This is a genomic window from Rhodococcus sp. IEGM 1381 (genome assembly GCF_030056795.1).
Classification (GTDB): Bacteria; Actinomycetota; Actinomycetes; order Mycobacteriales; family Mycobacteriaceae; genus Rhodococcoides.
Genome location: NZ_JASHKQ010000007.1, coordinates 15,159 through 41,094, shown reverse-complemented (window position 1 = coordinate 41,094; position 25,936 = coordinate 15,159). Strand labels below are relative to the sequence as shown.

The 25,936-nt window shown below is 62.3% G+C and carries 28 protein-coding genes and 1 pseudogene; 13 read left to right on the top strand and 16 right to left on the bottom strand.

What is annotated here, in order from left to right:
• Positions 1–2: 2 nt before the first annotated feature.
• The 5 genes from QM797_RS16710 to dapA form a co-directional block, all read right to left on the bottom strand.
• Positions 3–1,406, bottom strand: a complete 1,404-nt coding sequence (locus QM797_RS16710; RefSeq protein WP_283276777.1) for an NAD(P)/FAD-dependent oxidoreductase — start codon at positions 1,404–1,406, stop codon at positions 3–5.
• 106 nt (positions 1,407–1,512) lie between these two features.
• A complete protein-coding gene (locus tag QM797_RS16705; RefSeq protein ID WP_283276776.1) occupies positions 1,513–2,313 on the bottom strand; it encodes a HugZ family pyridoxamine 5'-phosphate oxidase in 801 nt (266 codons plus the stop codon).
• A 64-nt stretch (positions 2,314–2,377) separates the two neighbouring features.
• Positions 2,378–2,932, bottom strand: coding sequence for an isochorismatase family protein (locus QM797_RS16700; RefSeq protein WP_283276775.1), 555 nt, complete (start codon positions 2,930–2,932; stop codon positions 2,378–2,380).
• A 42-nt stretch (positions 2,933–2,974) separates the two neighbouring features.
• Positions 2,975–5,359 carry an ATP-binding cassette domain-containing protein gene (locus QM797_RS16695; RefSeq protein ID WP_283276774.1) on the bottom strand — a complete coding sequence of 795 codons (2,385 nt, stop codon included), beginning with the start codon at positions 5,357–5,359 and terminating at the stop codon, positions 2,975–2,977.
• Between the two features lie 6 nt (positions 5,360–5,365).
• The gene (gene dapA, locus QM797_RS16690; protein ID WP_283276773.1) at positions 5,366–6,310 is read right to left on the bottom strand and encodes a 4-hydroxy-tetrahydrodipicolinate synthase; all 945 of its coding nucleotides are present in this window, start codon (positions 6,308–6,310) and stop codon (positions 5,366–5,368) included.
• A 72-nt stretch (positions 6,311–6,382) separates the two neighbouring features.
• Here dapA and QM797_RS16685 point away from each other — a divergent pair, with 72 nt between their 5' ends.
• Positions 6,383–7,282: a LysR family transcriptional regulator gene (locus tag QM797_RS16685; protein ID WP_283276772.1), complete on the top strand. Its 900-nt coding sequence runs from the start codon at positions 6,383–6,385 to the stop codon at positions 7,280–7,282.
• Here QM797_RS16685 and helR read toward each other — a convergent pair.
• The 4 genes from helR to QM797_RS16665 all read right to left on the bottom strand — a co-directional run bounded on the left by helR (position 7,243) and on the right by QM797_RS16665 (position 13,354).
• Positions 7,243–9,420 (bottom strand): RNA polymerase recycling motor ATPase HelR, encoded by a 2,178-nt coding sequence (helR, locus tag QM797_RS16680; protein WP_283276771.1) that lies wholly within the window; start codon positions 9,418–9,420, stop codon positions 7,243–7,245. The two genes, QM797_RS16685 and helR, sit on opposite strands and share 40 nt — an antisense overlap.
• Before the next feature lie 288 nt (positions 9,421–9,708).
• Positions 9,709–10,125, bottom strand: coding sequence for a hypothetical protein (locus QM797_RS16675; RefSeq protein WP_283276770.1), 417 nt, complete (start codon positions 10,123–10,125; stop codon positions 9,709–9,711).
• A 224-nt stretch (positions 10,126–10,349) separates the two neighbouring features.
• The gene (locus QM797_RS16670) at positions 10,350–12,545 is read right to left on the bottom strand and encodes a sensor domain-containing protein (RefSeq protein ID WP_283276769.1); all 2,196 of its coding nucleotides are present in this window, start codon (positions 12,543–12,545) and stop codon (positions 10,350–10,352) included.
• A gap of 146 nt (positions 12,546–12,691) precedes the next feature.
• Positions 12,692–13,354 carry a class I SAM-dependent methyltransferase gene (locus QM797_RS16665; RefSeq protein ID WP_283276768.1) on the bottom strand — a complete coding sequence of 221 codons (663 nt, stop codon included), beginning with the start codon at positions 13,352–13,354 and terminating at the stop codon, positions 12,692–12,694.
• A 171-nt stretch (positions 13,355–13,525) separates the two neighbouring features.
• Here QM797_RS16665 and QM797_RS16660 point away from each other — a divergent pair, with 171 nt between their 5' ends.
• Complete coding sequence (locus QM797_RS16660; protein WP_283276767.1) at positions 13,526–14,002, top strand: hypothetical protein; 477 nt, start codon at positions 13,526–13,528, stop codon at positions 14,000–14,002.
• Positions 13,903–14,199 carry a GNAT family N-acetyltransferase gene (locus tag QM797_RS26380; protein ID WP_502942357.1) on the top strand — a complete coding sequence of 99 codons (297 nt, stop codon included), beginning with the start codon at positions 13,903–13,905 and terminating at the stop codon, positions 14,197–14,199. The genes QM797_RS16660 and QM797_RS26380 overlap by 100 nt, the downstream gene beginning before the upstream one ends.
• A gap of 126 nt (positions 14,200–14,325) precedes the next feature.
• Here the strand turns inward: QM797_RS26380 and QM797_RS16655 are convergent, their stop codons facing one another.
• The gene (locus QM797_RS16655) at positions 14,326–14,985 is read right to left on the bottom strand and encodes an HAD family hydrolase (RefSeq protein ID WP_283276766.1); all 660 of its coding nucleotides are present in this window, start codon (positions 14,983–14,985) and stop codon (positions 14,326–14,328) included.
• Positions 14,986–15,234: 249 nt separating this feature from the next.
• Here QM797_RS16655 and QM797_RS16650 point away from each other — a divergent pair, with 249 nt between their 5' ends.
• Positions 15,235–16,326, top strand: a complete 1,092-nt coding sequence (locus tag QM797_RS16650) for a GNAT family N-acetyltransferase (protein WP_283276765.1) — start codon at positions 15,235–15,237, stop codon at positions 16,324–16,326.
• A 120-nt stretch (positions 16,327–16,446) separates the two neighbouring features.
• Here QM797_RS16650 and QM797_RS16645 read toward each other — a convergent pair whose 3' ends face one another.
• Both QM797_RS16645 and QM797_RS16640 read right to left on the bottom strand, forming a co-directional pair.
• Positions 16,447–17,568, bottom strand: coding sequence for a glycosyltransferase (locus QM797_RS16645; RefSeq protein WP_283276933.1), 1,122 nt, complete (start codon positions 17,566–17,568; stop codon positions 16,447–16,449).
• 417 nt (positions 17,569–17,985) lie between these two features.
• On the bottom strand, positions 17,986–18,915 hold the full coding sequence (locus QM797_RS16640; protein WP_283276764.1) for an NAD(P)-dependent oxidoreductase: 930 nt from the start codon (positions 18,913–18,915) through the stop codon (positions 17,986–17,988).
• On the opposite strand from QM797_RS16640, the gene QM797_RS16635 reads away from it, so the two are divergent.
• Both QM797_RS16635 and QM797_RS16630 read left to right on the top strand, forming a co-directional pair.
• Positions 18,914–19,264 carry a winged helix-turn-helix transcriptional regulator gene (locus tag QM797_RS16635; protein ID WP_283276763.1) on the top strand — a complete coding sequence of 117 codons (351 nt, stop codon included), beginning with the start codon at positions 18,914–18,916 and terminating at the stop codon, positions 19,262–19,264. The two genes, QM797_RS16640 and QM797_RS16635, sit on opposite strands and share 2 nt — an antisense overlap.
• A gap of 88 nt (positions 19,265–19,352) precedes the next feature.
• Positions 19,353–19,550 carry a hypothetical protein gene (locus tag QM797_RS16630; RefSeq protein WP_283276762.1) on the top strand — a complete coding sequence of 66 codons (198 nt, stop codon included), beginning with the start codon at positions 19,353–19,355 and terminating at the stop codon, positions 19,548–19,550.
• A 302-nt stretch (positions 19,551–19,852) separates the two neighbouring features.
• Here the strand turns inward: QM797_RS16630 and QM797_RS16625 are convergent, their stop codons facing one another.
• On the bottom strand, positions 19,853–20,038 hold the full coding sequence (locus QM797_RS16625) for a hypothetical protein (RefSeq protein WP_283276761.1): 186 nt from the start codon (positions 20,036–20,038) through the stop codon (positions 19,853–19,855).
• Between QM797_RS16625 and QM797_RS26260 the strand changes: the two genes are divergently transcribed.
• Genes QM797_RS26260 through QM797_RS26370 form a run of 3 tightly spaced genes read left to right on the top strand, consistent with a single transcriptional unit; the run spans position 20,037 to position 21,300 of the window.
• Positions 20,037–20,339 (top strand): DUF6461 domain-containing protein, encoded by a 303-nt coding sequence (locus QM797_RS26260; RefSeq protein WP_349307206.1) that lies wholly within the window; start codon positions 20,037–20,039, stop codon positions 20,337–20,339. The genes QM797_RS16625 and QM797_RS26260 overlap by 2 nt on opposite strands.
• The gene (locus QM797_RS26375; RefSeq protein ID WP_283276759.1) at positions 20,336–20,968 is read left to right on the top strand and encodes a DUF2332 family protein; all 633 of its coding nucleotides are present in this window, start codon (positions 20,336–20,338) and stop codon (positions 20,966–20,968) included. Before QM797_RS26260 ends, QM797_RS26375 begins: the two co-directional genes overlap by 4 nt.
• Positions 20,899–21,300 carry a DUF2332 family protein gene (locus QM797_RS26370; protein WP_283276758.1) on the top strand — a complete coding sequence of 134 codons (402 nt, stop codon included), beginning with the start codon at positions 20,899–20,901 and terminating at the stop codon, positions 21,298–21,300. Before QM797_RS26375 ends, QM797_RS26370 begins: the two co-directional genes overlap by 70 nt.
• 62 nt (positions 21,301–21,362) lie before the next feature.
• Here the strand turns inward: QM797_RS26370 and QM797_RS26365 are convergent.
• Positions 21,363–21,464, bottom strand: a pseudogene (locus QM797_RS26365) (erythromycin esterase family protein); the annotation flags it as partial.
• Positions 21,465–21,594: 130 nt separating this feature from the next.
• Here QM797_RS26365 and QM797_RS16600 point away from each other — a divergent pair.
• From QM797_RS16600 to QM797_RS16590, 3 genes are all read left to right on the top strand, one after another.
• Positions 21,595–21,984 carry a hypothetical protein gene (locus tag QM797_RS16600; RefSeq protein WP_283276756.1) on the top strand — a complete coding sequence of 130 codons (390 nt, stop codon included), beginning with the start codon at positions 21,595–21,597 and terminating at the stop codon, positions 21,982–21,984.
• Between the two features lie 258 nt (positions 21,985–22,242).
• The gene (locus tag QM797_RS16595) at positions 22,243–22,707 is read left to right on the top strand and encodes a hypothetical protein (protein WP_283276755.1); all 465 of its coding nucleotides are present in this window, start codon (positions 22,243–22,245) and stop codon (positions 22,705–22,707) included.
• A gap of 181 nt (positions 22,708–22,888) precedes the next feature.
• Positions 22,889–23,356, top strand: coding sequence for a GNAT family N-acetyltransferase (locus QM797_RS16590; RefSeq protein WP_283276754.1), 468 nt, complete (start codon positions 22,889–22,891; stop codon positions 23,354–23,356).
• Between the two features lie 161 nt (positions 23,357–23,517).
• On the opposite strand, the gene QM797_RS16585 is transcribed toward QM797_RS16590, so the two are convergent.
• Complete coding sequence (locus QM797_RS16585) at positions 23,518–23,649, bottom strand: hypothetical protein (RefSeq protein ID WP_283276753.1); 132 nt, start codon at positions 23,647–23,649, stop codon at positions 23,518–23,520.
• Between the two features lie 84 nt (positions 23,650–23,733).
• The gene (locus QM797_RS16580) at positions 23,734–24,354 is read right to left on the bottom strand and encodes a hypothetical protein (protein WP_283276752.1); all 621 of its coding nucleotides are present in this window, start codon (positions 24,352–24,354) and stop codon (positions 23,734–23,736) included.
• Between the two features lie 623 nt (positions 24,355–24,977).
• On the opposite strand from QM797_RS16580, the gene QM797_RS16575 reads away from it, so the two are divergent.
• Positions 24,978–25,919, top strand: a complete 942-nt coding sequence (locus QM797_RS16575; protein WP_283276751.1) for an SMI1/KNR4 family protein — start codon at positions 24,978–24,980, stop codon at positions 25,917–25,919.
• The last annotated feature ends 17 nt before the right edge of the window (positions 25,920–25,936 follow it).

Below are 25,936 nucleotides of genomic sequence, written 5' to 3'. Positions count from 1 at the left end.
GATCAGCCCGCTGCCTTCTCGCGTTCCTGCTCCTTCTCGGCGGTGTCCGTCTCGACGGCACCCGCGCGTTCGAGGGAGTTGAGTTGCTCGATGGCCAACCTCGCGAACACCTGCTGTTCGGTCGATGCCATCTGAGCGCGACCGCGGCCGAGGAAGGTCACGAACCAGGAGATGACGGTGGTGATTCGACTGCGGTATCCCACGAGGTAGTACAGGTGCAACGCAAGCCACATCAGCCATGCGATGAATCCACCGAACTCGAGCTTGCCGACCTTGGCGACCGCGTTGAAGCGCGACACCGTTGCCATCGAGCCCTTGTCGAAGTACTTGAACGGCTTACGCTGAGCGGGGTCGTCCTCGCCCTTCACCGATGCCTTGATCAGCTTGGCGGCGTACGTCGCTCCCTGGATGGCACCCTGCGCCATACCCGGCACATCCTTGACCGACATGAGGTCGCCGACCACGAACACGTTCGGGTGACCCTTGACGGTCAGATCGGGTTCGACGAGCACCCGTCCGGCGCGGTCGGTCTCCGAACCGGACTGATCCGCGAGCTGCTTGCCGAGGGGGCTGCCCTGAACGCCTGCCGACCAGACCTTGCACTGCGCCTCGATGCGACGCGTCGTGCCGTCCTTCTCCTTGACGGTCAGGCCGTCGTTGTCGACGTCGGTGACCATCGCGTTGAGCTGGATTTCGACGCCGAGCTTCTCGAGCCGTTCGGCGGCCTTGCGGCCCAACTTTTCGCCCATCGGCGGCAACACGGCGGGCGCTGCGTCGAGGAGGATGACGCGTGCGTCGCGAGGATCGATGTTGCGGAAAGCTCCGTCGAGCGTGCGGTCGGCGAGCTCGGCGATCTGCCCGGCAAGTTCCACACCGGTGGGGCCGGCCCCGACGACGACGAAGGTCATGAGGCGGTCCTTCTCCTCCTGATCGTCGGAGAGTTCTGCCTGCTCGAACGCGCCGAGGATGCGTCCGCGTAGTTCGAGTGCGTCGTCGATGGTCTTCATGCCGGGCGCGAACTCGGCGAAGTGATCGTTGCCGAAGTAGGACTGCTGCGCTCCGGCTGCGACGATCAGGCTGTCGAAGGGAGTGACGGTGATGCGCTCGAGCAGCTTGGACGTCACCGTCTTGGCCTCGAGGTCGATGCTCAACACGTCGCCCAGCAGCACCTCGGCGTTCTTCTGCTTGCGGAGAATGACGCGGGTGGTCGGAGCGATCTCGCCGACGGACAGAATGCCCGTCGCGACCTGGTAGAGGAGCGGCTGAAAGAGGTGGTGCGTCGTCTTGGCGACGAGGGTGATGTCGACGTCGGCCTTCTTGAGCGCCTTGACGCCGAACAGACCTCCGAACCCGGAACCGATGACGACGACACGATGACGCTTCGATTCGACCGGTTGGATGCTCATTACCTGCTCCCTAGACGTTGAGATGTAAGCACAACGGTAGTCGCCATCGTTCGCGGCGTCTCGGCAAGGTGGCTGTACCGGTCCAGATCAGGGAATGCAGTGGAAACTAGCGCCCGCCTACCGATCGCTTCGCCAGTTCCACGGTCGCGGCCCGCAGTTCCCCAGCCGAGTCGATCGGAGTTGCGTAGCCAACCCTGGTGTACGCGATTCCGCGCGGCGTGAGCACCTTCAGATCGAGTCCGTAGCGGTCTGCGGCGGTGCATTCGGCGGACGTGGCATCGGGATAGCCACCCAGTTCGCGGGCCATCGCCATCAGAGACGTCGAGTGGTCGGCGTTGAGGTGCTCGATCGCGTATGCGGAGGTGGGCGATACCGGATCGGGTGCGGCCTCGGCGTAGTCCTCGGCAGTTGCCGAATCCATCCGCCCGTATCCGCCGACCCATCGAACCCGATGCACTCGCATGATCCAGAGCGTGAAGTCGCTGTAGTCGAGGTAGTACTTTGCCGCGGGCACCCCCGCGAGATGCGCCTCGCGGGCAGCCGCCAGCTCGTCTCCCTCGGGCCGTTCGACCACACCGGCCAGAGTTATTCGGCCCGACGCCAACGGATCGGTCTGCGATTGCGGTGCCACGATCGACAGGCTCGCGCGCTGGTCGCCGGCGAGGTTGCGCCCGTGCTCGGCCATCCGCGACACACACAGAACCGGAGCGCCGCCGTGCAATCCGTACGTGACGAACGATGCCCAGGGATCGCCGTCCGCGGTCAGGCTCGCAAGGGTCGCGGTGTTCGTCGATGTGGCGATCGTGCGCGCCTCCTCGGCCGCGGAGGGACGACGGTCGGCGACCACGGAAGACAGGGGAGGGGGAACGGACGGAGCGTCACCGGGGTCGCCGTGATCGAGTGCCATGCGAGAAAGTCTACGTTCGGCCCCGGATCGGTTGGTGCGGTCCGCAGCTGCTGCCGCTGATCGGTCAGGTGAAGGCGATATCTGCCGTCGCCACTGCCGCCGCGGTACGTCCGGGCGCGGTCTGGTTGTCCCAGTACAGATTGGTGTGTGCGATGACCTGCTCGGGCAGGGGAGCTCCCCATTTCGTCAGATCTTCCGTCGTGTGCGCGTCGCTCACCAGCGTCACGTCGTATCCGCGCACCAGAGCGCCGTGAAGGGTGGATCGCACGCAGAAATCGGTCTGTGCGCCTGCGACCAGGACATGCCCGGCTTCCGCCGCTGTCAGCAGCTCCTCCAGCGTCGTGTCCTCGAAGGCGTCTCCGTGTTTCTTGTGCACGATCGGATCGCTCGACGCCACGGGTAGCGCCTCGAGAAGCTTCCACCCGTCCGTCCCGAAGTTCAGTTCTTGGTCGGCCGAGTGCTGCACCCAGATCACCGGCGTACCTGTCTCCCGTGCGCGGGAAACCAGGGACACGATGTTGTCGATCACGCGTTCTCGCTCGTGCACACCCACCATCACGTCGTTCTGTACATCGACGATCACCAGTGCGGTTGCGTGGCGGTCGGGCAAGGTGGTCACGACAATTCCTTCCGAAAGATCTCTCGTCCGATTGCCTGTAAATCAGCTCCCGACGTATGCAGCCAGATGTCGAGCGGTGAGCGTGGAACTGTCTGCCACCAGATCGGATGGCGTTCCTTCGAACACTACGAGTCCGCCGTCGTGTCCGGCACCGGGTCCCAGATCGATGATCCAGTCGGCGTGTGCCATCACGGCCTGGTGATGCTCGATCACGATCACCGACTTGCCCGAGTCGACCAGCCGGTCGAGTAGCCCGAGTAGCTTGTCGACATCGGCGAGATGCAGTCCAGTGGTGGGTTCGTCCAGCACATAGACCCCGCCCTTACCCGCCATGTGCGTCGCGAGCTTGAGGCGCTGGCGTTCGCCACCCGAGAGCGTCGTCAGCGGCTGTCCGATCTTCAGGTAGCCGAGCCCGACGTCGTTCAAGCGCTGCAGAATCTTGTGTGCTGGAAGCAGTTTGGCTGCGCCGTCGGAGAAGAACTCCTGGGCCTCCGCGACCGACATGGACAACACCTCGTCGATGTTGCGACCGCCGAAGTGGTACTCGAGTACCGAAGCTTGGAAGCGCTTGCCCTCGCACACCTCGCATGTCGTGGCCACCCCGGCCATCATCGCGAGGTCGCTGTAGATGACACCTGCTCCGTTGCACGTCGGGCAGGCACCTTCGGAGTTGGAGCTGAACAGTGCCGGCTTGACGGCATTCTCCTTGGCGAAGGCCTTCCGAATCGGTTCCAACAAGCCGGTGTACGTCGCGGGGTTGCTTCGACGCGAACCACGGATGGCACCCTGGTCCACCGACACCACATCGTCTGTGCCCGAGAGCGACCCGTGAATCAGCGAGCTCTTGCCCGAGCCTGCGACTCCGGTGACGACGACCAGCACACCCAGTGGCACGTCGACGTCGACGTCGCGCAGATTGTGTGAGTCCGCGCCCCGAATTTCGAGCACTTCCGAGAACCCGCGTACCGACTGCTTGAGCGAGGCTCGATCGTCGAAATGCCGACCGGTGACGGTGTCGCTGTGTCGCAATCCGTCGACGGTGCCCTCGAAGCACACGTGCCCGCCTGCGCTTCCGGCACCTGGACCCAGATCGACGACGTGATCTGCGATGGCGATCGTCTCGGGCTTGTGCTCGACGACCAGCACCGTATTTCCCTTGTCTCGCAATTGCAACAGCAGGTTGTTCATCCGTTCGATGTCGTGGGGGTGCAAGCCGGTCGTGGGCTCGTCGAATACGTAGGTCACGTCGGTCAGCGAGGAGCCGAGGTGGCGAATCATCTTGGTGCGCTGGGCCTCTCCACCGGACAGCGTTCCTGAGGGTCGATCCAGGCTCAGGTATCCGAGCCCGATCTCCACGAACGAGTCCAGAGTCTCGCTCAGCGTCGTCAACAGTGGTGCCACCGACGGTTCCTTCAGGGATGTGACCCAGGTGGCCAAATCGGTGATCTGCATCGAGCAGGCGTCGGCGATGTTGATGCCCTTGATCTTCGACGATCGAGCTCCCTCGTTGAGTCGGGTGCCGTTGCAATCGGGACATGTGGTGAAGGTGATCGCGCGTTCGACGAAGGCGCGGATGTGCGGCTGCATAGCGTCGACGTCCTTGGACAGGAACGACTTCTGAATCTGAGGTACGAGTCCCGAATAGGTCAGATTGATGCCCTCGACCTTGATCTTCGTGGGCTCGCGATAGAGCAGGTCCTCGAGTTCCTTCTTCGTGTACTTGGAGATGGGCTTGTCTGGGTCGAAATAACCGCAGCCGCGGAAAATTCGGCCGTACCACCCTTCCATGCTGTAGCCGGGAATCGTGATGGCGTTCTCGTTGAGGGACTTGCTCGCGTCGTACAGGGCAGTGAGATCGAAGTCGCTGACCGAACCTCGGCCCTCGCAGCGCGGACACATGCCGCCGGTGACGGAGAAGGACTTCTTCTCCGTGGTCTGACGGCCACCCTTGTCCACCTTGTACGCGCCTGCACCGGAGACCGATGCCACGTTGAACGAAAAAGCTTGTGCTGAGCCGATATACGGCTTACCGACTCGACTGAAGAGAATGCGAAGCATGGCATTGGCGTCGGTTGCGGTACCGACGGTGGAGTGAGGATTGGCACCCATTCGCTGTTGATCGACGATGATGGCCGTGGTGAGCCCATCCATGACGTCCACGTCGGGTCGAGCAAGTGTCGGCATGAATCCCTGCACGAAGGCGCTGTAGGTCTCGTTGATCATCCGCTGCGATTCCGCTGCGATCGTGCTGAAGACCAGTGAGCTCTTGCCGGAGCCCGACACGCCGGTGAACACCGTCAGTCGCCGCTTGGGTAGATCGACACTGATGTTCTGGAGATTGTTCTGCCGCGCCCCCTGTACACGAATGACATCGTGACTATCAGCAGCGTGCGGTTCGGAGACCTGCGTGACCTTCTTCGTCGCCATGAGCAGTCAGGCTAGTCGCACCGGGATGCCCACGCTTCTCGATTCCTGATCGATTCCGGTGGCGCACAGCGCCTCGTCCAATCGCCTCAGCTCGGTCGCCGACGACTCGAGGAGTGGACGGCGGACGGTTGCGTCGGACAGCACACCGATCCTGACCAGTGCCGCCTTGGCCATGATGGCTCCCTGCGTCGTGCGCATGACGGCGTCGGTCAGCGGCAACAGTGACCGCTGTACTGCGTTTGCCCGAGCCAGGTCCCCGGTCCGGACGGCTTCGATCATCTCGGCGTACCGGTCGGCCACGACGTTGCCGGTGACGCTGACCAATCCTGTTGCGCCACAGCAGAGATAGGGCAGGGCAAGCTCGTCGATTCCGCAGTAGTAGGCAAGCTTCGTCGAGGCCATGACGGTCATGGCTTCGTAGATGTCACCCTTTGCGTCTTTGACGGCCCTGATCGAGGGATGGCGGGACAATTCGATCAACGTCGACCCCTCGATGGCGACGCCCGTGCGCGCCGGGACGTCGTACACCATGACGGGAAGCCCACCGGCTCCGGCGATGTCGACGATATGCGCCGCAATGCCTGCCTGGGTGGGGCGCGAATAGTGGGGAGCACTGATCAGTAGTGCATCGGCACCGGCCGCTGCAGCGGACCGAGCCATGTCCATTCCCGCCGCCGTGTCATTGGTACCTACTCCTGCGATCACCCGAAGGGCATGGTTCGAGTGCTCTCGGGCCTGCGCGACCAGCTCCGAGATCTCGTGGGAGGTCAGAGTCGGTGCTTCACCAGTGGTGCCGGCGACGACGACCCCGTCGCATCCGGTCGACAGCAGGTGCACGAGCAGTGCATCGACACCGGAGCGGTCGATCGTTCCGTCAGGTTGCATGGGGGTCGCCATAGCGACGAGGTTGGTACCGAAAATCGACGAGGCAGAAGGTGCGGAAGTGGTCACCAGGTGAGTGTGGTCCGCCCGAAACCTTTGGTCCAGCGATGGATTTTCCGCATTATTGCGTAGTGTTGCTTCATGATCGATGTAAGTGCACTGCATGCCCTGCGCGCGGTGGCCGCCCTCGGGACCCTGGCCAGCGCGGCCGACGAGCTCGGATACACCTCCTCAGCGATCTCGCAGCAGATCAAGCGACTCGAACGGCAGATCGGGACGCCGGTGCTCGCGCAGGCCGGCCGAGGCGTCGTGCTCACCCCGGCCGGTCGAGCGGTGGTCGAATCGGCAGGCGAGGTGTTTCAGGCCCTCGAACGCTGCGTCGAGTCGGCACGATCCGCCGATGAGGGGGTCGCGCGTGGAGTCGTCCGCCTCGTCGGCTTCTCGACTGCCCTTCGCGGTCTGGTGGCACCTGCGCTGAGCCGACTGCACCGGCGGTATCCCGATCTGACCGTCCACATCAGCGAGGAAGATCCCGATCGCGCATTGCACAGCGTCCACGCGGGTGCCGCGGACTTGGCGCTGGTGCACGACGCCGATGGCGTACCGGCGGCGGCACCGCCCTCGATCGTCCGCCGTCCGATCCATACCGACCGCGGCGACGTGATCATGAGGCGGAGCCACCCTCTCGCCGGGCTCGGTTGTGCACCGACCCATGCCGACCTTGCCCGCTACCCATGGGTGACCAGCCCGGCGGGAACGGTGTGTCACCAATGGTTCCGTCGGCTGTTCGCCGACACACCTACCGACGTAGTCGTCCGCCATCTCGTCGATGATTTTTCGACCCAGCTCGCGCTGGTCGAAGGGGACGATGTTCTTGCGCTCGTTCCTCGTCTCGCACGGCCGGTCCTGAGCGCCGGTCTCGTTGCAGTGTCACCGGCACGCACTCCCACGCGTGAGGTGCAGGCGGCATGGAGACACAGTGCGAATGCGAGCCCGGCAATTCACGCGGTACTGGACGTACTGAACCCGGCCTCGAGCTGAGAGGTCAGAATTATCAGCCGCCCCGTCGCTCGCGTCATTGCCACGTACCGGTCGACAGCACCGGCGATTCCGGACCCGAACGACTCCGGGTCGACAAGGACGACCAGGTCGAATTCGAGTCCCTTGGTCAGCTGCGGCGTCAGTGAGCGTATGCGTTCCGATCCCAGGAACGCAGGATCACCTATGACACAACCGATTCCGCTGTCATTCGACTCCATCCACCTCTCCAGGATCGACGAAAGATCTGCCGAGTTGCCGTACTCGACAGGCACACCGCTGCTGCGGATCGATACCGGGACGTTGGCGTCCGGCAACGCCGCTCGGATCACCGGCTCGGCCACCGCCATCACTTCTCGTGGCGTGCGGTAGTTGACGCCGAGAGTGGCAATGTCGACCTGGTCGATGCCCACTTTTCCGAGCCGTTCGACCCATGATTCGGAGAACGCCCGACGCGACTGCGCTCGGTCTCCGACGACAGTGACGCTGCCCGAAGGGCAGCGGCGACGCACCATCTGCCACTGCGCATCCGTCAGCTCCTGAGCCTCGTCCACGACGACGTGTGCGAACGGTCCGGCCAGTGGGTCGATGGGGATCTCCTCGAATCCGGCTCGATCGACGAGCGCATCGCGAATTCCGCCCTGGCGTAGCTGAGCAGCCATCATCTCGTCGTCGTCGGCAGCCATGAGTTCGTCGACGACGCGATCCATCCGTGTCCGCTCGACCGCCGAAGCCGCCTCTCGGCGTTGCGTGCGCCGCGCATGCTCGGGATCTCCGAGCCGCATGCGCGCGGCATCGAGCAGGGGCAGATCGGCCAGTGTCCATCGCGTCGGATCGGTCCGTTGCAGTGTGCGCACCTGCTCAGCGCTCAGCCAGGGTGCACATCGACGGAGATACGCCGGCACGCTCCACAAGTCGGCGACGAGGTCGGCGGCGTCGATGATTGTCCAGGATCTTTCGAGCGTCTGACGTAGATACTTGTTGCGCTGCAGAGACTGTCGTACTTCTTGGGTGGACTCGTCGCCGTCGTATCGCTCGGTGAGAATTGTGAGGAGTAGGTCCCAGATCTGTTCACGAGCCTCGTTGTGCGGAGTGCCGGGCTCGGCTGCCCCGAACGCTTCGATCCAATCCTCCGGGGTGAGTCTCAGGTCGGCCCATTCTGTTTCCACGATCATGTTCTGGGAGGGCGGTTGCTCGTAGAACGCGACAGCCGCGTCGATTGCATCGATCATGCCGAGAGTGGACTTCAGTTGCGCCACAGTGGTATCGGCCTCGTCTGTTGCGTTCGTTCCTTCTGCAACGAGGTCCAGGAGGGTGCAGGTGTGTACACCGTCTTCGCCGAGACTCGGCAGGACGTCGGAGACATAGGCGAGGTACGGCTCGTGCGGGCCCACAAACAGTACTCCGCCGCGATTGTGTCCGATGCGTGAATCCGTGTACAGCAGATAGGCAGTACGGTGAAGAGCGACAACCGTTTTCCCGGTTCCCGGCCCACCGTCGACGACGAGAGCTCCGCGCGCATCTGCTCGGATGATCGCGTCCTGATCTGCTTGCACTGTGCCCAGCACGTCCCGCATCCGCGCCGAACGCTCGGTGCCCAAGCTGGCGATGAATGCCGACTGATGGTCGAGTGCAGCATCGGACTCGAGGGCCGTCGAGTCGAAGATCTCGTCCCAGTAGTCCGTGATGAGGCCGTTCGTCCATCGATAGCGTCGGCGACTTTCGAGCCCCATGGGGTTCGCGTGGGTCGCACCGAAGAAGGGCTCGGCAGCGGGGGAGCGCCAGTCCACCAGAAGTTGCTCGCCGGAGTTCCCCAACAGTCCGAGGCGCCCGACGTACACCGGCTCGTCCGAGCCGGCTGGGACCATTCGCCCCAGGCACAGATCGATGCCGTAGCGACGGAGGGAACGAAGGCGTCCATTCAGTCTATGGATCTCGAAGTCACGCTCCATCACCTCCTGGCCCATCCGGCCCGACGACTTCTGGATGACGTTCAGGCGATCCGCCGTATCGGATTGCGCCGTCTCGATACTCGAATGGATTGCCGAAAAGTGTTGCTGATCAGGTCTGATCAACTCTGGATCTCGCTTGCGAGAAAGATTGTCGGGTAGGTCGAAGACGCGTGGGTGCGCAGGTTTCACAGAACTCCGATCGACTGATTCTTTGCTGTAGCGAGCCATTCTGAGCCCGGTACGGGGTCTTGCCGCAAGCCCCGGGGTGCGCTATACATTGAAAGTGGAAAGAGGTGGTCGTCGCTTTCCGAACCCATCGCCAGATTGCATGTCTGTGCTACTGCGTGGATGTATTCCTCTCGCCGGACCGGCCTGCTTGCCGGTGGCAGTACAGCTCGCCCGGAATTCCGGGGCTGCTCGTCGTCTGTAGCGACTATCGTCGAAGCAGGCTGCGAGACAACTGATGCGATTTCAGGATCACGCCACGAGACCCCTGCCGCGATGCAGTTCGAGCCGGTAGATGATGCACCCGAACAGAATTTGCTGCACAGCCTCGTCGGCGAAATAGCTGTCGATGTCGTTCGGTCGCAAAGTCGGGTTGTGGTCGAGGTGTTCGCGAAGCACGACCAAGACGCTGTCGACGGTGAGTACGAACCGTTCACCACCGAGGTCGGTGATCGTCGCCCGACCGACACCGTCCCATTCTTCGACGCGCGCCCAGTGCCGGATGCCGCATCCTTCCACCGCCTCGATCAGTAGGCGTTGCGCGAAGGGAAACAACGATATGCGTTCGGCGCGTGCGTCTCTGATCGACGCCAGCGCCTGACGATAGGGGAGTGAGTGCGAGTGCGCGTATGCACGTGCAGCTCGTTTCTCGGCGTGGTTCTTCGTCATCGCAGTTCCGGTTTCCGTGCACCGGCCCCGCGCACCGCTGCACCGGTCGGAATTCCTGGACACGGCGTGAAACAAGTGGTGAAAGCATCTTCGATCGCAGATCCGTGAAAGACCTTGCCCGTCGAGCGCTGGCGGAGGCGGCGCGGGTGCCTGCTGCAGCTGGGGTGGCTATGCGAGTAGCTCTGCTTCGGCACGTTATCACGAAGTCCGTGGCTGTTCGCGACTCATGGAGCGGTGCGCAGCAAATCTGCGATCGCACCGGCATCGACCGGTCGTCCCAATAAGAAGCCTTGAGCGAAATCACATCCCGCAGCGGCCAACGCCTCGAGTTGTTCCTCGGTCTCGACGCCTTCCCCGACGACGGTCACATCGAATGCGCGGGCGAGTGCGACGATGGCCGAGATGATGGCGCAGGCGCGTGGGGCCGGCAGCCGGGCGATGTACGACCTGTCGATCTTGAAACTCTCGAACATGGGATAGCGGTCGAGATACGACATGGAACTGTGTCCCTTTCCCATGTCGTCGAGCAGCAGAGTCACTCCCATCGAATGCAGCGTGGAGACGGTGTCGGCGACTCGTTCGGTGTCCGCGACCCAGACAGTTTCGGTGACCTCCAATCCGAGGCCGAAAGCGGGAAGTCCCGTGTCTGCCAACACGGACGCAACCTCTTTCGGAAAATCCGGATCTCGAAGTTGTAGTGCGCTGACGTTGACGCGAACGACGATGTCAGAGAACGCGCGCCATCGTGCCGCTGCGGCACATGCGGTGCGGAGTGCCCACGTGCCCAATGGTGTTGCCAGGCCGGTTCTCTCGGCGACGCTGACGAATTCGCTAGGTTCTATCGGTCCGAGGTGGCGGTGATTCCAGCGGGCCAGCGCCTCTACCGCAACGACTTTCCGAGTCGCGATTTCCACCAGCGGTTGATAAGCCAGCGTGAGCTCGTTCGCTTTCAGGGCCGCCCTGAGATCTATCGAGAGCGACCTGATGCGATCGGCGTCGTAGAGATCGGTTGGATCGAAGACGGCATGGCCGCCCGTGCCGCTGTCCTTCGCGCGGTACATGGCCAGGTCCGCACGGTGGATGAGCTCCTGTCGCGTCGAATCCCGGTCGGACACAGCGATGCCGATACTCGCGCTGAGGGGGATCGGTACATCGACGGCAGAAAACGGCACCGCGATCGAACTCGAGATGTGCCGCGCGAGTTCTTCCGCGTGCTCGACGCTGTCCACTCCCTCACACACGATCAGGAACTCGTCTCCGCCCAGGCGGGCAACCGTATCGGCTTCCCGAATCGCCGAGGCAAGTCGATCGACGAATTTGATCAGCGCCCTGTCGCCGGCATCATGGCCCAGGCTGTCGTTGATGATCTTGAAATCGTCGATATCGAGCAACAGCAGCGCGACAGTGCCTAACTGTCTACGCGCGCGGGCGAGCGCAGCGTCGATGACGTCGTAGGCGAGCGTGCGGTTCGGCAGACCGGTGAGTGCGTCATGTGTACTGCGTCGTCTCAGCTGGCGTTCCAGATCGATCCTTCGTATTGCCGCGGACACGATTCCGGCGACGGAACCGAGAAACGACACCTCCTCGTCGCGGTAGAGACGGGCCTCCACGCTGTGGATGGCGAGCACACCCCAGGCGTCGCCGGCAACGTCGAAGATCGGGACCCCGACTCCGCTGCGGAGTCCGAAAGCAGCCATCGTCTCGGTGCGAAATCGCGTCTCCGACCTGCGGTCGTTGCACACGGCCGGCTCGGAGTTCGCCAGGACATATCCCATCAAAGAACCGTCTCCAGCAGGAACATCGCGCCGTATACCGAGTACACCGTTTGCTGCGTCCATGGCCAGGTAAGGATCGTCGGGGCGTTCGAGATGGGCGATTGCCGAATTTCCGACACCGATCAAGGTTGCGGCGGTGTCGGTGGCGGCAGTGAGCAGTGTCGGTAGGTCGGCGATGACGGCAAATCTGCTGAGATCGGCAAGAGCCTTCTGCTCTCGAGCATGCCGACCTGCGACGAGTACATCGGCGGCCATCCGAGCAGTGCGCTGTTCGGCGGTGTGACGATGGCGAATGGTGGAAGCAACCAAGTCGGGCCCACCGTCGTCGGAGTCGATCGAATAGGCGGTGACCATCACCGGAATTTCTGCACCGGTCACCTGGTGGCGTAATTCGCAGTAACCCTCCCACTTTCCGTCGGCACGCAGACCGGCACCGATATCTGCCGCGAGATCGAGCCCACCTGGGGTGAGGAATTCGAGCGCACTCAACTCCATGGCAGCGGAAAGGCTCGTCGATCCGATCAGTTCCAAGCCGGCGGGATTGATGTACAGGATCTTTCCCGAGAAGTCGGACAAGGAAACGAAGTCCGGGAATCGATCGAGAAACGACCGAAGACTCACCGGATCGCCCGTGAGATCGTTCATCGGTCCTCCGATCCGGCTCGCTCGTAATCCGAGCGGCACCGGGCCAATGTTATTCGGCAGGTGCGATCCGTGTGCACGATTGCCACGACGGGGCATGCCAGTACTCCAACCGTTCCCCGATCGAAGTAATGATGGACCTACTGGGTTCACATATTCGTTCGCGGCCCTCGAGCGACGAAGATCGCGACATTGCCGACCATCGTCACCTCGACTTGCTCGAAAATCTCGGACAGTAGCCGACGAAGGCCGGGCAAATCGTCTCGGCGATTTCCGAACGCTCCAATTTTGTTGTAGGCAAACATCAGCGCTGTGCCGAGGACTGTGAAGCGCTGATCGAGACCGATCACCGTAGATCCGAACAAGACCCCCTCGGGCTTCAACATTCCCGCAAGGTTCGTCAGAGCGGCAGCCTTGGTGGACCAGTCGCCAGGGAGACAGTGCAACACATAATTGATCGACACCGAGTCGAACTTTTCGACGCCCTCGTCCAATGGCACCAGAACATCGTGCTGGATCTGCATGACAGCGACGTTCAGTCGGGATGCCGTGTGTGCGAGCGAATTGGCGTTGAGGTCGAGAAGGGTGAGTTCGATATCGGTGGGCAGGTCGATGTTCGCAAGGGCCCAGCCGGATCCAGGACCGACCTCCAAGTGGCGATGGCCAATGTTCTGACGGTACAGATCGACGAAATAATTTCTGTTGCAACGCCATCCGTAACTGTTCGAGAGTCTGATCACCCACAGGTCGTACACGCGGAGGAAGAGTGTGCTGTACGGGGCCGCACCAGCTCGGGTGGAGATCGTTGTCATGTGGTCGATCGCCTCTCAGGACTTCCGGGAATTACGGAAGTGTCACCACACCACAGTGGTGTCCTCGACGCGAACTCGACCGAAGAATTTGGTCGTGATGTCGTCCCCGGAATGGTCGAAGCTGTCGATGATCGATACGAGCTCGTCCACGAGAGCACGAAGCGCGGGGGAGTGGACGTCGATTCCGCTGTTGTGCGAATCATCTCGGCGATGCTGGCCGGGCCTGAATGTCGGACGAGCCGGCGGTGGCTCGAACCGTACTGTCGGTGTGTATCGGTGATCGCCCGCCGGCACAGCACAGGCGGCATCGGCGGTGCCTATCCTGATTTCATGAAGCCCGTTGACGTCGTCATCCGCTCGGTCGATGCCAAGGATTTCGACGGTCCGCAGAAACTGGCGTCGATCTGGGTTCGCTCGACGGCCCTTCGCGACGGAAGTGTGGAACCGACCCGCGTCTCATCGGCGGTGGAAGGCATCCGAAGAAGGGGCGAACTGGACGGTGCCCGTGCTCTCGTGCCGAGTGTTCCTGCGACACAGTTGGTTTCGTACTGTGTGCCATTCAAGGCGACCTACTGGAAATCTTCTATCTTGCCGTCGATCCTGAGATGTGGGGGCGGGGGATCGCAACACGCCTGCTGCACGCGGTAGACAGTCATGCGGGCTCCGTCGGTTGCGAGACCTGCGAGCTGTGGGTGATCGACGACAGCGAACGTGCCATCGGTGTGTACGAACGCGCAGGATGGCTCAGAACGGACCTAACGCAGACTGACGCGGCGTCGGGTCGACTCGAGCGACGACTGTTGCGTCGGACGCCCGACAGTCGAGATCACGCCCGTTCTCGATGAAATGCGTTCGAGGAAATTAGCTTTCGTCGAATTTCGTCGGTCGGAATCAATGTCATCACCGGTCACCGAAACCAGGCGTACGAGCGGGTTCCCCTGCGGCGGGGGGCTCTGTCCGACAATCGCTGATCAGGGTCGGCCGAGTTCGCGTTCCCACTCCTCCAGCCAAGGTATGACTGCGGTCAGATCCTGGGCGGCTATCGCGGCGGTCGCAGCCTCTCTGGCGGCTGGGCCCGCGTTCAGAGCGAGCGACGCGGGAAGAACTTCGAACAACGGAACATCCGACCGGCTGTCACCGATCGCGCAGCACTGCTGCACTGGAATACGTCGCTCGGCTGCGAGAGCGAGCGCACGATCGCGCTTGTCGTACTCGTCGAAGTGCTCGGCCACGGTCCCGTCATAGACGAACTCGGAGATGCCGACTCGCGGTCCGCCATTGGCGGTGAAGCCGTACCGCCGCGCGATCGAATTACTGACGGGCTGCCAAGCCAGCGAGGCAAGGGTCGGTTCGATCCGATGGCTACGGCACCAGGACATCACTTCTTCGACACCGGCGATCAGCGGGAGATCATCGAGCCATCTTTCGACGGTCCTGGTACTCACGCCACGCCACCCCTCGGCGTCTATGACACTCACCTCTTCGTTGGTCAGCTCACCGGTGGCGTACAGCCGCTCGGCACGATCGAGTTCTCGCTGGTGACCGAAGCGTGACGCGAGAAAACTGCCGCTGGACATCGATGGAACAAGCGTCCCGTCGATGTCGAAAAACACGATCCCTCGTGTCGTCATGTTCGGAGCATAGCCAGTCCGCGACGGCCACCACACGTAGTCGAAAGCAACTACGTCGATGAGTCGTCGAGTAGTTACTCGTGACACCGCGTACGCGGCACCGCCGTTCCGGACGCGTTGCGGGGTGCACTGGGAACAGTCCAGACTGGAGCAATCATGACGAACGATGAGTTTCGAGCAAATTCGCGCACATTGAGGACGAGACGGACGGCACCGCGCGAGGCAGCGGTTGAACTGACTCCCAGTGGCGTGCCTGTTTCCGAGCGGGACTTCTTCATCGAAGAGTTCCGTGGAGTCACCATCGTGGTCGCATTACCCGTCGTGAGAGCCGCTGGGCTGCAAGCAGTCAGCCGCACGGTGGACGAGTTCGGTACAGGGGATACGCGGTTCATTTTTGTCGTTCCGTCCGATTGTGTTTCGGAGACCGCCACTGCGATCGGTGGTCTGGTCATGGACGGTTCGACGGCGTGGACCGGCGAGGCAGTTGCTCGTCTTTGGCTCGCTATCGCGGACTCGGAATGCGTCGTGATCGGGACCGAGGCTTCCGATGTCGCACGCACCGCCGGGTCGGTAGCTGCGAGCGTCCGGGCATCCAAAGTGGTGCTCACCGATCCGGGCGGCGGCTGGGGGACTCCGCCTCGTAGCTTCGCGGATATCGACGTGCACCGCGAGCGTCTTTCCCGTCACTTGGCCGAACGAGGGCTCGAGGACTTCCCGCACGCAGCACAGGAGGCGCTTGCAGGCGGTGCATACAGCGTAAATCTTTGCCGTGCAGAGGATCTCGAATTCGAGCTGTTCACCTTCGACGGCCGCGGTACCGTCCTGACCCAGGGACGGTACCTACACTTGGCCTCGCTTCAGGTGGACGATTTTCCGGCAATCGAGGCGCTGGTTGCGCAGGGAGTCCGCGAAGGGGTTCTCAAGCGGCGCAGCCGAATCGAGATTGCGAGGATGGCTGCCGGTGGACTCGGAGCTCGGGTCATGCGCACCGGACACCTGGCCGGTATTGTCGGGCTCGAGATCGACCGATACGCCGGAACCGGATTCGGTGAGGTGTCGGGCTTGATCACGGTCGCCGAGTTTTCCGGTCTCGGCGCTGGGGGCCTACTGATCGATGGATTGATGGATCTCTGTCGCGAGCGGGGGATCGCGAACCTGTTCGCAGTGACCGTCAGCGGTGACGCTGCAGATTTCTTCAGCAGACGGGGATTCAGTGAGGTGGGACACCAGGATGTGCCTGCCGCGAAATGGAAACACTACGACGCCGATCGGCTGGAGTCCGCTCGGTGCTTCCTGCGGTCCATCCCGGTAAGCCCGGGGAGTGTTTCCCAGAACACATGAAGAGGCATCCGAGTATCCACTTTCCGCGCATAGATCTTACTGGATAAGGCTCTTATCTATCCCGGAGTTATTCGGCCGGCGAAGTAGGTTTGCAGATTGACCATCGGACGCGGTGCGTTCTCAGTCAATCTGGTTGTAGAGCATCTGCGCTGCTTGCGCCGCACCGTCGCCCGTGATCGTTTCAGCAACCGCATGGGCGCGAGCCGCGGTCTTTGGTGTGAGTGCCACCGCTAGTGCAGACCGGATCGACTCGAGGGTCGGGCTGGGGTTGTCGATGGCGACACCGATCCCGAGTGCGGCCACACGGGCGGCCCAGTACGGCTGATCAGCGATCTGCGGCACCACCACCTGCGGGGTGCCCGCTCGCGCGGCGGTGGTCGTCGTTCCAGCACCCCCGTGGTGCACGACGCACGCGACCCGTGGGAACAGTGCTTGCAGATTGCTGTCGCCGACGTCCAAACAGTCCTCGTTGTCCGTGACCTCAAGCCCCGCCCACCCGCGTCCAACGATGGCTCGGCGGCCGTGCCCGCGAATGGCCTCGATTGTGGTCATAGCCGCGTCCTGCTCGACGATCATGCTGCCGAAACCGACATAGACGGGAGGATCGCCGGCATCGAGAAACGCCTCGACTTCAGGCGTGAGTGGACGGTTGTCGGGAAGTATCCATGCGCCGGAGCGTGCTCCGACATCGGCAGCATTCGGCGGCGGGCCCAGGACTGGATCTGCAGCGAGCCATGGCCGACGGGTCAGGAGAAATGCGCGCATGTCATCGACCGCCGGCAGCGACAGCGACGCGCGGTGAGCGTTGATCGCTGGGCCGACAAGGCTCTGGTAGCCCTGGGGCTCCAATAGGCTCGGAGAGAACACGACGAACCGGTTCGGGATACCGACAACTTCGGCGGCAGTGCCCGCAACGAAGTGCAACATGCCGGTCGCCAGCACGACATCAGCATCTTGTGCTGCCTGTGCCACCGTGTCGAAGGTAGCTGCGATGTGGTTGTTGACGTGGTCGGCGACATTCGGAACAACTTCCCGGGCGGTGGTCTCGGCTACCTGCCATGAGCGCCAAGACCGTGCGAACGGCACTATCGGAACACCGGCCCGCTCGAGCAGCGACGCAAACTCAGCGTCCGGCGGTGCACAAAGCTGCACTTGGGCCCCCGACTGGCGCAACTGCGCGGCTAGCGCAACCATTGGCTCGACATCGCCGCGCGTCCCGTACGTCGCCAACAACACCCGCATATGACCCACTCACTTTCATTCGGCTTCAACTCGTGAGTGGCGATCATGAACGACAGAGGGGGCCTTGCCACAAGTCCCCCTATCGGCTTTAATCTGAACCAGGAGAGAACATCTCCACTCATCCCGAGCGTGTGCGCAAGCCTGTGTGTCTACGCGTCACCATTCTCCAGCACACCCACTTTTCCTACCCTCCATCCAGCGCGTCCATGCGCTGTTGTCGAGAGCACGGCTCGGCCAATAACCCTCGCGGTCCACGACCTGCGCGAGCGTGAGTCAGGTATCGAGGTTCTTGCCTCGCGTTCCAGAGACTTTAATTGCGTTGTTCAGCAACAGTTTAGAGCTACTACCGGTAACGCTGCATATCAAGACTGGTCGTATTGCTAGCTTGATATGCTGCGACACCCACTCTGCACCCAGTCACATTGCCTCGGTCACTCGAGAAGGTGACTCCGCTTCATGTCCACTCGCCGCACGTTCGAAAAGCGCTGTCACGGCCGCGGGGAGCGACGGGTCCACGCCGGCGTCCACCGATGCGGCGGTCACGTGCTGCATCGTCGTTACAGCGGACATGATGGTCGACGTTTCCGCTGGATACGTTCCGCTATCGGCGTCGCGCGCGAAACCAGGGCCGATGTCTGCAGCCAAGCGCACCATTGCTGCCATCTGCGCCGCTATCGATTGGCCGTCGATTCCGTGAGCATTCGCAAGTGCAGTGCCATGCGCCCAGGCCGCGAGGGTCGTCCAGAACACGCCCAACAGTGCCGTGTCGAACGACGCAGGAAGCTCATGTCGATTACCCAGCACGGCCACGTCGGGGGCAATGGCGGCCAACACCGGCAGCGCCGCGTCGAGATCAGCTTCATCTCCCGCGACGAGCATGCTCGATCCACTCTGACCCACGATCGTCGACGGCGTCACCATCACCCCGGCCAAGTAGCGAACCCCGTGCTCGTGGCCCCACTGGCACAAAGCTCGAGCACTGGCGGGGGTATCCGAGCTGAGGTTGACTACCAGCGATCCGAGGACTGCCGCGCTTGCCGAGAAAAGAATGTCTCGCGCTGCACTGTTGTCCAGGGACGAGACGATGACAAGGTCCGCACTGGCAAAGGCTTCTGCCGGGTCGGCCGCGAGAATCGCGCGGCCGATAAATGGCGTTGCCCGTGAGGGTGTGCGGTTCCAGACGGTCACCTGGTGGCCCTCGCCGATCAGGTGAGTGGCGACCGCGGTGCCCATGTGTCCGAGTCCGAGGACGGAAATTTTCATACCATCAGAGTGGGTGGTTGCAACCTCGCCCACAAGTACCCACTTTGAAGTGCGGTAGCCACCTCGATGGCAGTATTGCTCCATGGCAGCAGCTTTCGCGGGGACCAAATACTCATGCGGCCTGGATGCGGCCGTCTCTGTGGTCGGCGGGAAATGGAAGCCGTTGATTTTGTGGCAGCTCCACGATGGTGCGAAGCGCCACGGCGAACTGCGCCGGTCGATCGCGGGCGTGAGCGAGAAAGTCTTGACTCAGCAGCTCCGAGAACTCCAGTCCCACGGAATAGTTGGGCGTGAAGTGTTCGCAGAGGTACCACCTCGAGTCGAGTACTCACTGACTGCCCTCGGGCAAAGCCTCAACGATGCGCTACGAACCCTCGGCGATTGGGGCGAAGAACACGCAGAACACATCATCGGCCTGACAACCGAGACATAGCGCTTTCTGCCGACTGGGCGGCAGGAGCATGGACGATGACTTGCGACTTGGACACTCAGACCCACGAACCGACTTGGAGACCACCACCGTGAGCGATCGAAATCACCCAACCGACGACTACGACACCGGCCTAGAAGAACCCGCCATCGACGGCGATGAACCAACATCGGCCCGTGAGCTGATCGAAGACTCCCGGCCCGATTCCAACACGGTCGACGACGGGCTTCTCGCAACCGACACCGAAGAGGCAGCCCCAGGGGAAGGCTGGACCTCTCACGGGAACTAGGTAGGTCGGGAGTGCGCGAACCGCACGCTAGGTCAACGCCGAGTTGAGGTCAAGAGCTCTGATTGCGGTCCCAGCGGCCGATCACGCATACCTGATCTAGAACCAGGATCCGCAACGACGTTCGGTTTCAAAATTGTTGCGGCACAGCATATGCAGAGTTTTACCGGTAACCCTGCATATCAAAACTCGTCGTATTACCCCGGCGATCATGTGTGAAGGAGATCGCCAGGTTCAGACGAAGGGATGGTCAGTCCGCTGTCGCAGTCCTGCGAGCTCGTTGCCAGGTAAAGGTCGGTACGCGGTCAGGGCGAGGCGTAGGCGGGCGGAGATCGAGGTGTGGTCGCGGACCGCAGCTCTGCTGCACTGGCGAGCGCGAGTGCTTCGGTGACCCACCGGGCCGCACGCGGATCTTCGGCGGGGACATTCGCGGCTGCGCCGATGAGAACGGTGAGAATCTGGTGATCGTTGAGCAATTCGTGGCTGTTCATGACGGGGACACCTCCCAAAGTTTCGGATGAGTCGTCCACGGCTGACAGGCTGAGTGCTTCTATCTTGTTCGCACTCCTGGGCGTTCGTGCCGGCCGCAAGCCGAGTGTGGCGGCGTGGTTCTGCAATGCTGGATTGATGGCGACTGCGTACCGGGACTACCTGTGGTTCAAACACGGAGAATTGGGCGGATGGCGATCCAACGGACATGTCGTGGCCTTTATCCGGGATGCCACCGCCGACGGTGTTCTGTATGCCATTAGGCGCGCCTCCGATTCGATGATGCAAGGAGCAGTCAGTTGACCGCGACCGAAGAGCAATACCGCCGCTTCTCGCGGCTGGAAGCGCACGGCGTGTCCGCTACCTACGAGATGCTCACCTCGCACATCGCAGATGATCCCGAACTGTTGTGTCTGATCGACCGCTTACCCGTGCCCAAGCGTCAACCGAACCTGATTCTCGGCGCGGCGAGGCACAACGGTGCCCCTGTCTCCGACTACGAAGCATTCCGTCGATGGCTAACGATCAACTGGTCCGCCGTCCAGGCGACTGCTCTCGCACGATTCACGCAGACCAACGAAGCGGGCAGGGTCAGCGCCTTGCTTCCGATCTTGGCTCACTTCGACGGCCCGCTGTCACTTATCGAAGTCGGCGCGTCCGCAGGACTGTGCCTGTACCCCGACCGGTACAGCTACCAGTACGACCGACGGCCGCAGCTCGACCCGGATGACGGACCATCGCCTGTAGTCGTACGGTGCGCCACAACCGGTGGCGCACCGATCCCTGCGGCACTCCCGGTCATCACCTCACGTGCCGGGATAGACCTCAACCCCCTGGACGTCACAGACGCCGACGACATGGCGTGGCTCGAAATACTTGTCTGCCGGAGCAGCACCAGCGCCGCGAGCGACTCACGGCAGCTGCGGCCATAGTCCGGGCTGATCCACCACGGCTGGTTCGAGGGGACCTCACCGATGAAATAGCTGAAGCGGTACATCAGGCACCGGCCGGGTCGACAGTGGTCGTCTTTCACAGTGCCGTACTCAGCTATCTCGGCGAACAAGAGCGAACACGGTTCGAGGAGCGCATGAAACAGCTACCTTGCCAATGGATCTCGAACGAGAGTCCTCGTGTGCTCCCCCACATTGCGGCGCAACTTGCGGTGCACCCGGACCATATAGGGGGAAGATTCGTCCTAGCGCGCAACGGTCGACCAGTCGCTCTAACCGGTCCGCACGGCCAGACTCTCGACTGGCTGAGCTGAGGACCTCATGCATCTGCATAGACGGATCGAGCTGCAGCCCAGCTCGCTTCGCCCGGTAACGCCGAGTCGCCGCGGCGCAGGTGCGAGTTGTGCGCGAACACCAGGGTCGGCCCGCGACGGCGTTCACGCGCGACGATGTCGCGGAGATTGTCGGCCATCATTTCTTTCGGGTCGGAACAGTTGCTGCTCAAGCTGGGCTGACATATTGGCTCGGTGCGCTACCACGATTTGTCGAAGCGCTTGTTGAGTACCACGTGGTCTCCCTCGCCGGGGGTTCGGATGGTGCACTCGGACTTGCCTGAGCCGTGGACGTCGGCTCTGTCTCGATTGGGCCGCGACTTGCGTGCGCGCCAGTACGGCAACACTATCGAACACGTCGATTGGGAGATCGACTACGACCCGGAGATCGACGGTGTGTTCCTGCTGAGCGCGGTGACGGTTGCCGGCGTCGACCCAGGCGAGTTCGGTGGTAGTTGGATAGGGACCCGAGTCGACTCGGACAAAGAATTCGCGCTGTGGGCGATGGCCGATTCGGTCCAGAACGTTGTGGCCGACCTTGGTACCGCATGGCCGTGGGGTGACGACGGTGGATTCATGAGCGCCCGACTCATCGACGGTGTCGCTGCATGGAAGGACAGAAACGGGGTTACGACGCGCATGGGAGACCTGACCGGCGTTGTCTGACCAGCCCGAACCTCGACTCCAACCAACGCTGCGCCTCAATTCGTTCGACGGCTGGCTTTCAAGGATGCACAAACCGGGGCGTAGATGCGTGGTGGCAGCTGAACTGCCGCGGCAAGCGAAAAACGCTGCGGCACAGTATATTCAGTACTCTACTGGTAGCCCTGCATATCAAGACTGGTCGTATCGCGGCCAGCCCGGTACCAGTGCCCAGACTGCACGCTGAACGGCCTGCAACTGCGTGCATTTAGAGTTGATCCCGTGCCTGGAACCCATAAGCGCAGACGCGCGACCATCGCGGCTATCGCTATCGTGGGCATCATCGCCGCCGTCTGGTGGATGATGGCGGCGACGTACACCCGCACCGCGACCATTGCCATCACAGCCACCTACCCCAGCGAAGATACGGTTGACCCCAACGCCCCCGTCTCGACGTACAGGGGGACCGGTCTAGACCTGACCGGCTACGACCCTGTCCTGCAGGTAAGCGAACGCCTTGCGCACCAGCGTGGTGGATCTGCAGCGGACTACTCCGACACACTGTCGATCACTTCCACCGGCGACGGCGCGGCAGGGTTGTCTGTCACCGCGCAGGCCGGCACCGCAGGCGAGGCCGCCGAGGTGGCCAATGAAGCCGCTGAGATCGTGGTCGAGTTGTTCAATGCTGTGCCCACCGTGCCGGCAGAGGTTGTCTTCCATGCCGATATCAACAAACCTGCACGCTGACAAACCCTCTGAGCAAGCTGAGCACGGGCCAGTTTTCGAGCGACACATGCTGCGGCACAGTATATGCAGAGGTTTGCCGGTAAGTCTGCATATCGGAACTGGTCGTATAGCTCAGCCGCTCGCAAAGCCGGGGCAGTTCCCCTGTCGAGGGTCGGCGCGAGGCCGCTGTCAGACTGGCGGCATGTCGATCACACTCGTCCCGATCGCTCGTCAACGGTTTCCCTCATGGCTGAAACGGAGCCAGAGCGAGTACAAGACGGACCTGATCGCCATAGGCGAGACGCCACGCGCCGCCGAAGAGCACTCCAGTGATGCCCTCGGGCGTGCTTTCCCAGCGGGTGCTCCCACCCCCGGTAACACTGTGTTTGACCTCGTGAATGACACGGGCCAGATCGTCGGGTACCTCTGGGTTGGCCGTGACAACTCAGACGACGCCAGCTCGTGGTGGGTTTGGGATGTCTTAGTCGACCCAGAGCACCGAGGCCAAGGCTACGGACGAGCAGCGATGCAGCTCGCCGAAGACCATGCCCGGGCGGAGGGCGCGCGGACGCTGGGACTGAGCGTCTTCGGCTTCAATGCGGTGGCACGCGCAATGTATGAGTCAGCCGGTTATGAAACCACAAGTGTAAAGATGCGCAAGCAGCTCTGACCCCCAACCCTTAGCTCCTGGGATGGTCGTGAGCCGGTGCAGGGCCGCTGCGAGGCAGAGACGGCGCGGCTGGTTACGAGCGGTCCTATCTGACCTCACAACGACGCCGCGCCATTTGCGGCCGTACCGACGGCAAGCCATGGAATAACAACGCAACGCGCTCACCCGTCGTGCAGCACCGCATAGTTCTCGTCCTCCCACACGGACAAGTGATTGGTCTGATGCGCGAGAAAGGATCGCCTCGCCGCTCTTCGGTCGGCGTGCACGCGCAGGGCGATCTGCTGCGCGTCCATACCCGAACGTCAGTTGTCCGACAAGAACGGAATTAGCAGGCTACTAGGCTGAGAATTTTCCAGTCCGGTGGCCGAACACCGGCTCTAGCTTGGCTTTCGGTCGATGGGTGCACCAAGCCCTCCGTAAGCCACCCCCTCGCGCCAGTGGGCACAAAGTCCCGCGGCCCAGGTGCGCGGTGTTGCGGGTATGGACATCGAGGGAAACCCGTATCGAGCAGTCCACGATTCGGAAGAGGACGGCACGGTAGTCAGATGCTCGTACGTTGGAACAGGGAACGCTTCATGGAATACCTGTTCGCGGCCCTCCCGCCGAAACTCGACCAAACCAGTAGTGCCATTGAGGGTCGCGGCCAGAGGTATGAAGCGGCTATCGACCCTGGCTGGCGTTCTCAATGCAGACACCAGCGCTCGAAACGCAGGGATTGATGATGGTTCGGGCCGATTCATTATGACAAGGAGATCGATTTGCTTGTCGCGGATGATGCCACGTGCCTGCTTGCCACTCGGAACATCGAAAGGGCCGTTCCGAGTTAGGTTTGCAATCAAGACACGATTTTGCGGATGAGGATCGATTTTTCGGACGGCCACATCGTCCTGCCCGGTGAACTTGGGCCACTCGAAGTCCGTCGGCGCGAGCAGCGGGTTGCCAGCCGAGTCGATGATGACCGCGAACCTCACCGATGAAGCCGGCTCATAGAAATTCACGGGCGAACCGCTGACGAGGTGGTAAGCGTAGTCGGCCCAGTGTGGGCCTAGTGCTGCACGGAGCCACCCTTCAGCCTCTGAGTAGGCCACCGTGGGTGCCGTCGACGCCGGGTTCAGTCCTGGCGAGATCGAGCTTCGTACCTCGATGCGAAAGAATCTTGGAGATATCAGTGTGGGTGATGCAAGGTCCCGCCCGGTCGGCGAAAAACTGTGACGGACGGAGACGGTGGTGGAGCAATCAACGACTGACTGCCCGCGGAGGCGATCGGGGGCAGCGATCCGATCTTCGGAGCGGAACCCGGCGATGATTGCTCGTTGCACCCAGTTTCGAAACCGGCTGATTTCGTTCTGGTGGGCGGAGCTCACTGCTTGAGAGACCTGCAACGACTCCTGTAGCCGATCAGTGGTGGACATTCTTTCGCGAACTAGTCATTGGTCGACTATAGAGGTACGGCTGCGCACGGGATTCGAGCATCGGAATGATGCGTCCAGTACCCCAAAATCTCGCTTGAATATCGGCGGAGGTGCAGTCTCCGCTCGATCGCGAGCACGTTGAGTTCGGCGGCTAGCGTCGTCACCATAGGATTGAAACGCCGGATTCGACGGAGACCAGGAGAGCTTCAGTGACAATCGTTTCATCGCAGTGGCCCGACCGCGACGACATCGGCGAATTCGATTGGCGCATCAGCGTCTTCACGACGGCCAATCGTCCGGTGCCTCTGGCGGGTCGCTCGCAGACACACGAGGCCGCCCTGCACGACATGGTCGTCAAGGCCCGGGCCTACATGGCCCAAGAGCCGGGCCCGTTCATCGACCGCACCGCACTCCACGTGAACCGAAAGCACACTCAGGTCCAGGGAATCACTGACCCGAATCTCAGCGTCGATGACATCGTCGCTCGAATCACCGCCGCCTACGATGCCATCGCCGCCGCCGATGCCGAACGCGAACGCCGTCAACGCGAGATCGACGCCATCCCTGTACTGAGCCCCACGCTCGCAGGCTCGGTACGCGAGGCGTGGCACGACGTCGAATCCTGGCTGACAGGCAACACCGACTACGCAGCTGACAGTCGTGTGCCAACACAGGAATTGACGGGCACCGACGGATGGCCGGACGAGCTCGTGGAGTTTCTGGAGCTGTATTCCGGTGCGCCCTATCGCCTTCTGCCGCTCAACGCACTGCTGACCGTCGAACAGATCCACAGTGCACGCCGATCGATGTCCAAGGTCTGGGCGGGGTTGGCAGCCGAAGATCCTGAGATGGTCGACGCGAGCGCGTCGGCGCAACCCGCGGGAACACCTGCCTACGCCTTCATCCAGGAGTACGTTCCGTTCGCTGGAATGGACGGATACTTCTGGTTCGTCGACACCCGCCCGGGTCCGATGCACGGGTGCGTCGCCGAGTTCAGCCGCGACTCGACCGACGAGGCCGGCCCCAAGTGGGTATCCATCAGTGCCATGCTGACGGACCTCGCTGACAGCCTTGCGGGTGAGACCGTCTTCGATCGCATGTGGCTGCCGGCCGTAACCGATGGCGAACTCGACTGGCAGATAAGAAGTTAGCTGCGGTCGCCGGAGAC

What these genes read in the sequence shown, in the direction of transcription:
- QM797_RS16590 (WP_283276754.1), top strand. Translation starts at nt 22,889, where the DNA reads ATGTCGATCACACTCGTCCCGATCGCTCGTCAACGGTTTCCCTCATGG.
- QM797_RS16645 (WP_283276933.1), bottom strand. Translation starts at nt 17,568, where the DNA reads ATGCGGGTGTTGTTGGCGACGTACGGGACGCGCGGCGATGTCGAGCCA.
- QM797_RS16585 (WP_283276753.1), bottom strand. Translation starts at nt 23,649, where the DNA reads ATGGACGCGCAGCAGATCGCCCTGCGCGTGCACGCCGACCGAAGAGCG.
- QM797_RS16635 (WP_283276763.1), top strand. Translation starts at nt 18,914, where the DNA reads ATGGCAGCAGCTTTCGCGGGGACCAAATACTCATGCGGCCTGGATGCG.
- QM797_RS16695 (WP_283276774.1), bottom strand. Translation starts at nt 5,359, where the DNA reads ATGGCGACGAAGAAGGTCACGCAGGTCTCCGAACCGCACGCTGCTGAT.
- QM797_RS16685 (WP_283276772.1), top strand. Translation starts at nt 6,383, where the DNA reads ATGATCGATGTAAGTGCACTGCATGCCCTGCGCGCGGTGGCCGCCCTC.
- QM797_RS16665 (WP_283276768.1), bottom strand. Translation starts at nt 13,354, where the DNA reads ATGACAACGATCTCCACCCGAGCTGGTGCGGCCCCGTACAGCACACTC.
- QM797_RS16670 (WP_283276769.1), bottom strand. Translation starts at nt 12,545, where the DNA reads ATGAACGATCTCACGGGCGATCCGGTGAGTCTTCGGTCGTTTCTCGAT.
- QM797_RS16675 (WP_283276770.1), bottom strand. Translation starts at nt 10,125, where the DNA reads ATGACGAAGAACCACGCCGAGAAACGAGCTGCACGTGCATACGCGCAC.
- QM797_RS16705 (WP_283276776.1), bottom strand. Translation starts at nt 2,313, where the DNA reads ATGGCACTCGATCACGGCGACCCCGGTGACGCTCCGTCCGTTCCCCCT.
- QM797_RS16655 (WP_283276766.1), bottom strand. Translation starts at nt 14,985, where the DNA reads ATGACGACACGAGGGATCGTGTTTTTCGACATCGACGGGACGCTTGTT.
- QM797_RS16625 (WP_283276761.1), bottom strand. Translation starts at nt 20,038, where the DNA reads ATGAACAGCCACGAATTGCTCAACGATCACCAGATTCTCACCGTTCTC.
- QM797_RS16640 (WP_283276764.1), bottom strand. Translation starts at nt 18,915, where the DNA reads ATGGAGCAATACTGCCATCGAGGTGGCTACCGCACTTCAAAGTGGGTA.
- QM797_RS16710 (WP_283276777.1), bottom strand. Translation starts at nt 1,406, where the DNA reads ATGAGCATCCAACCGGTCGAATCGAAGCGTCATCGTGTCGTCGTCATC.
- QM797_RS26260 (WP_349307206.1), top strand. Translation starts at nt 20,037, where the DNA reads ATGACGGGGACACCTCCCAAAGTTTCGGATGAGTCGTCCACGGCTGAC.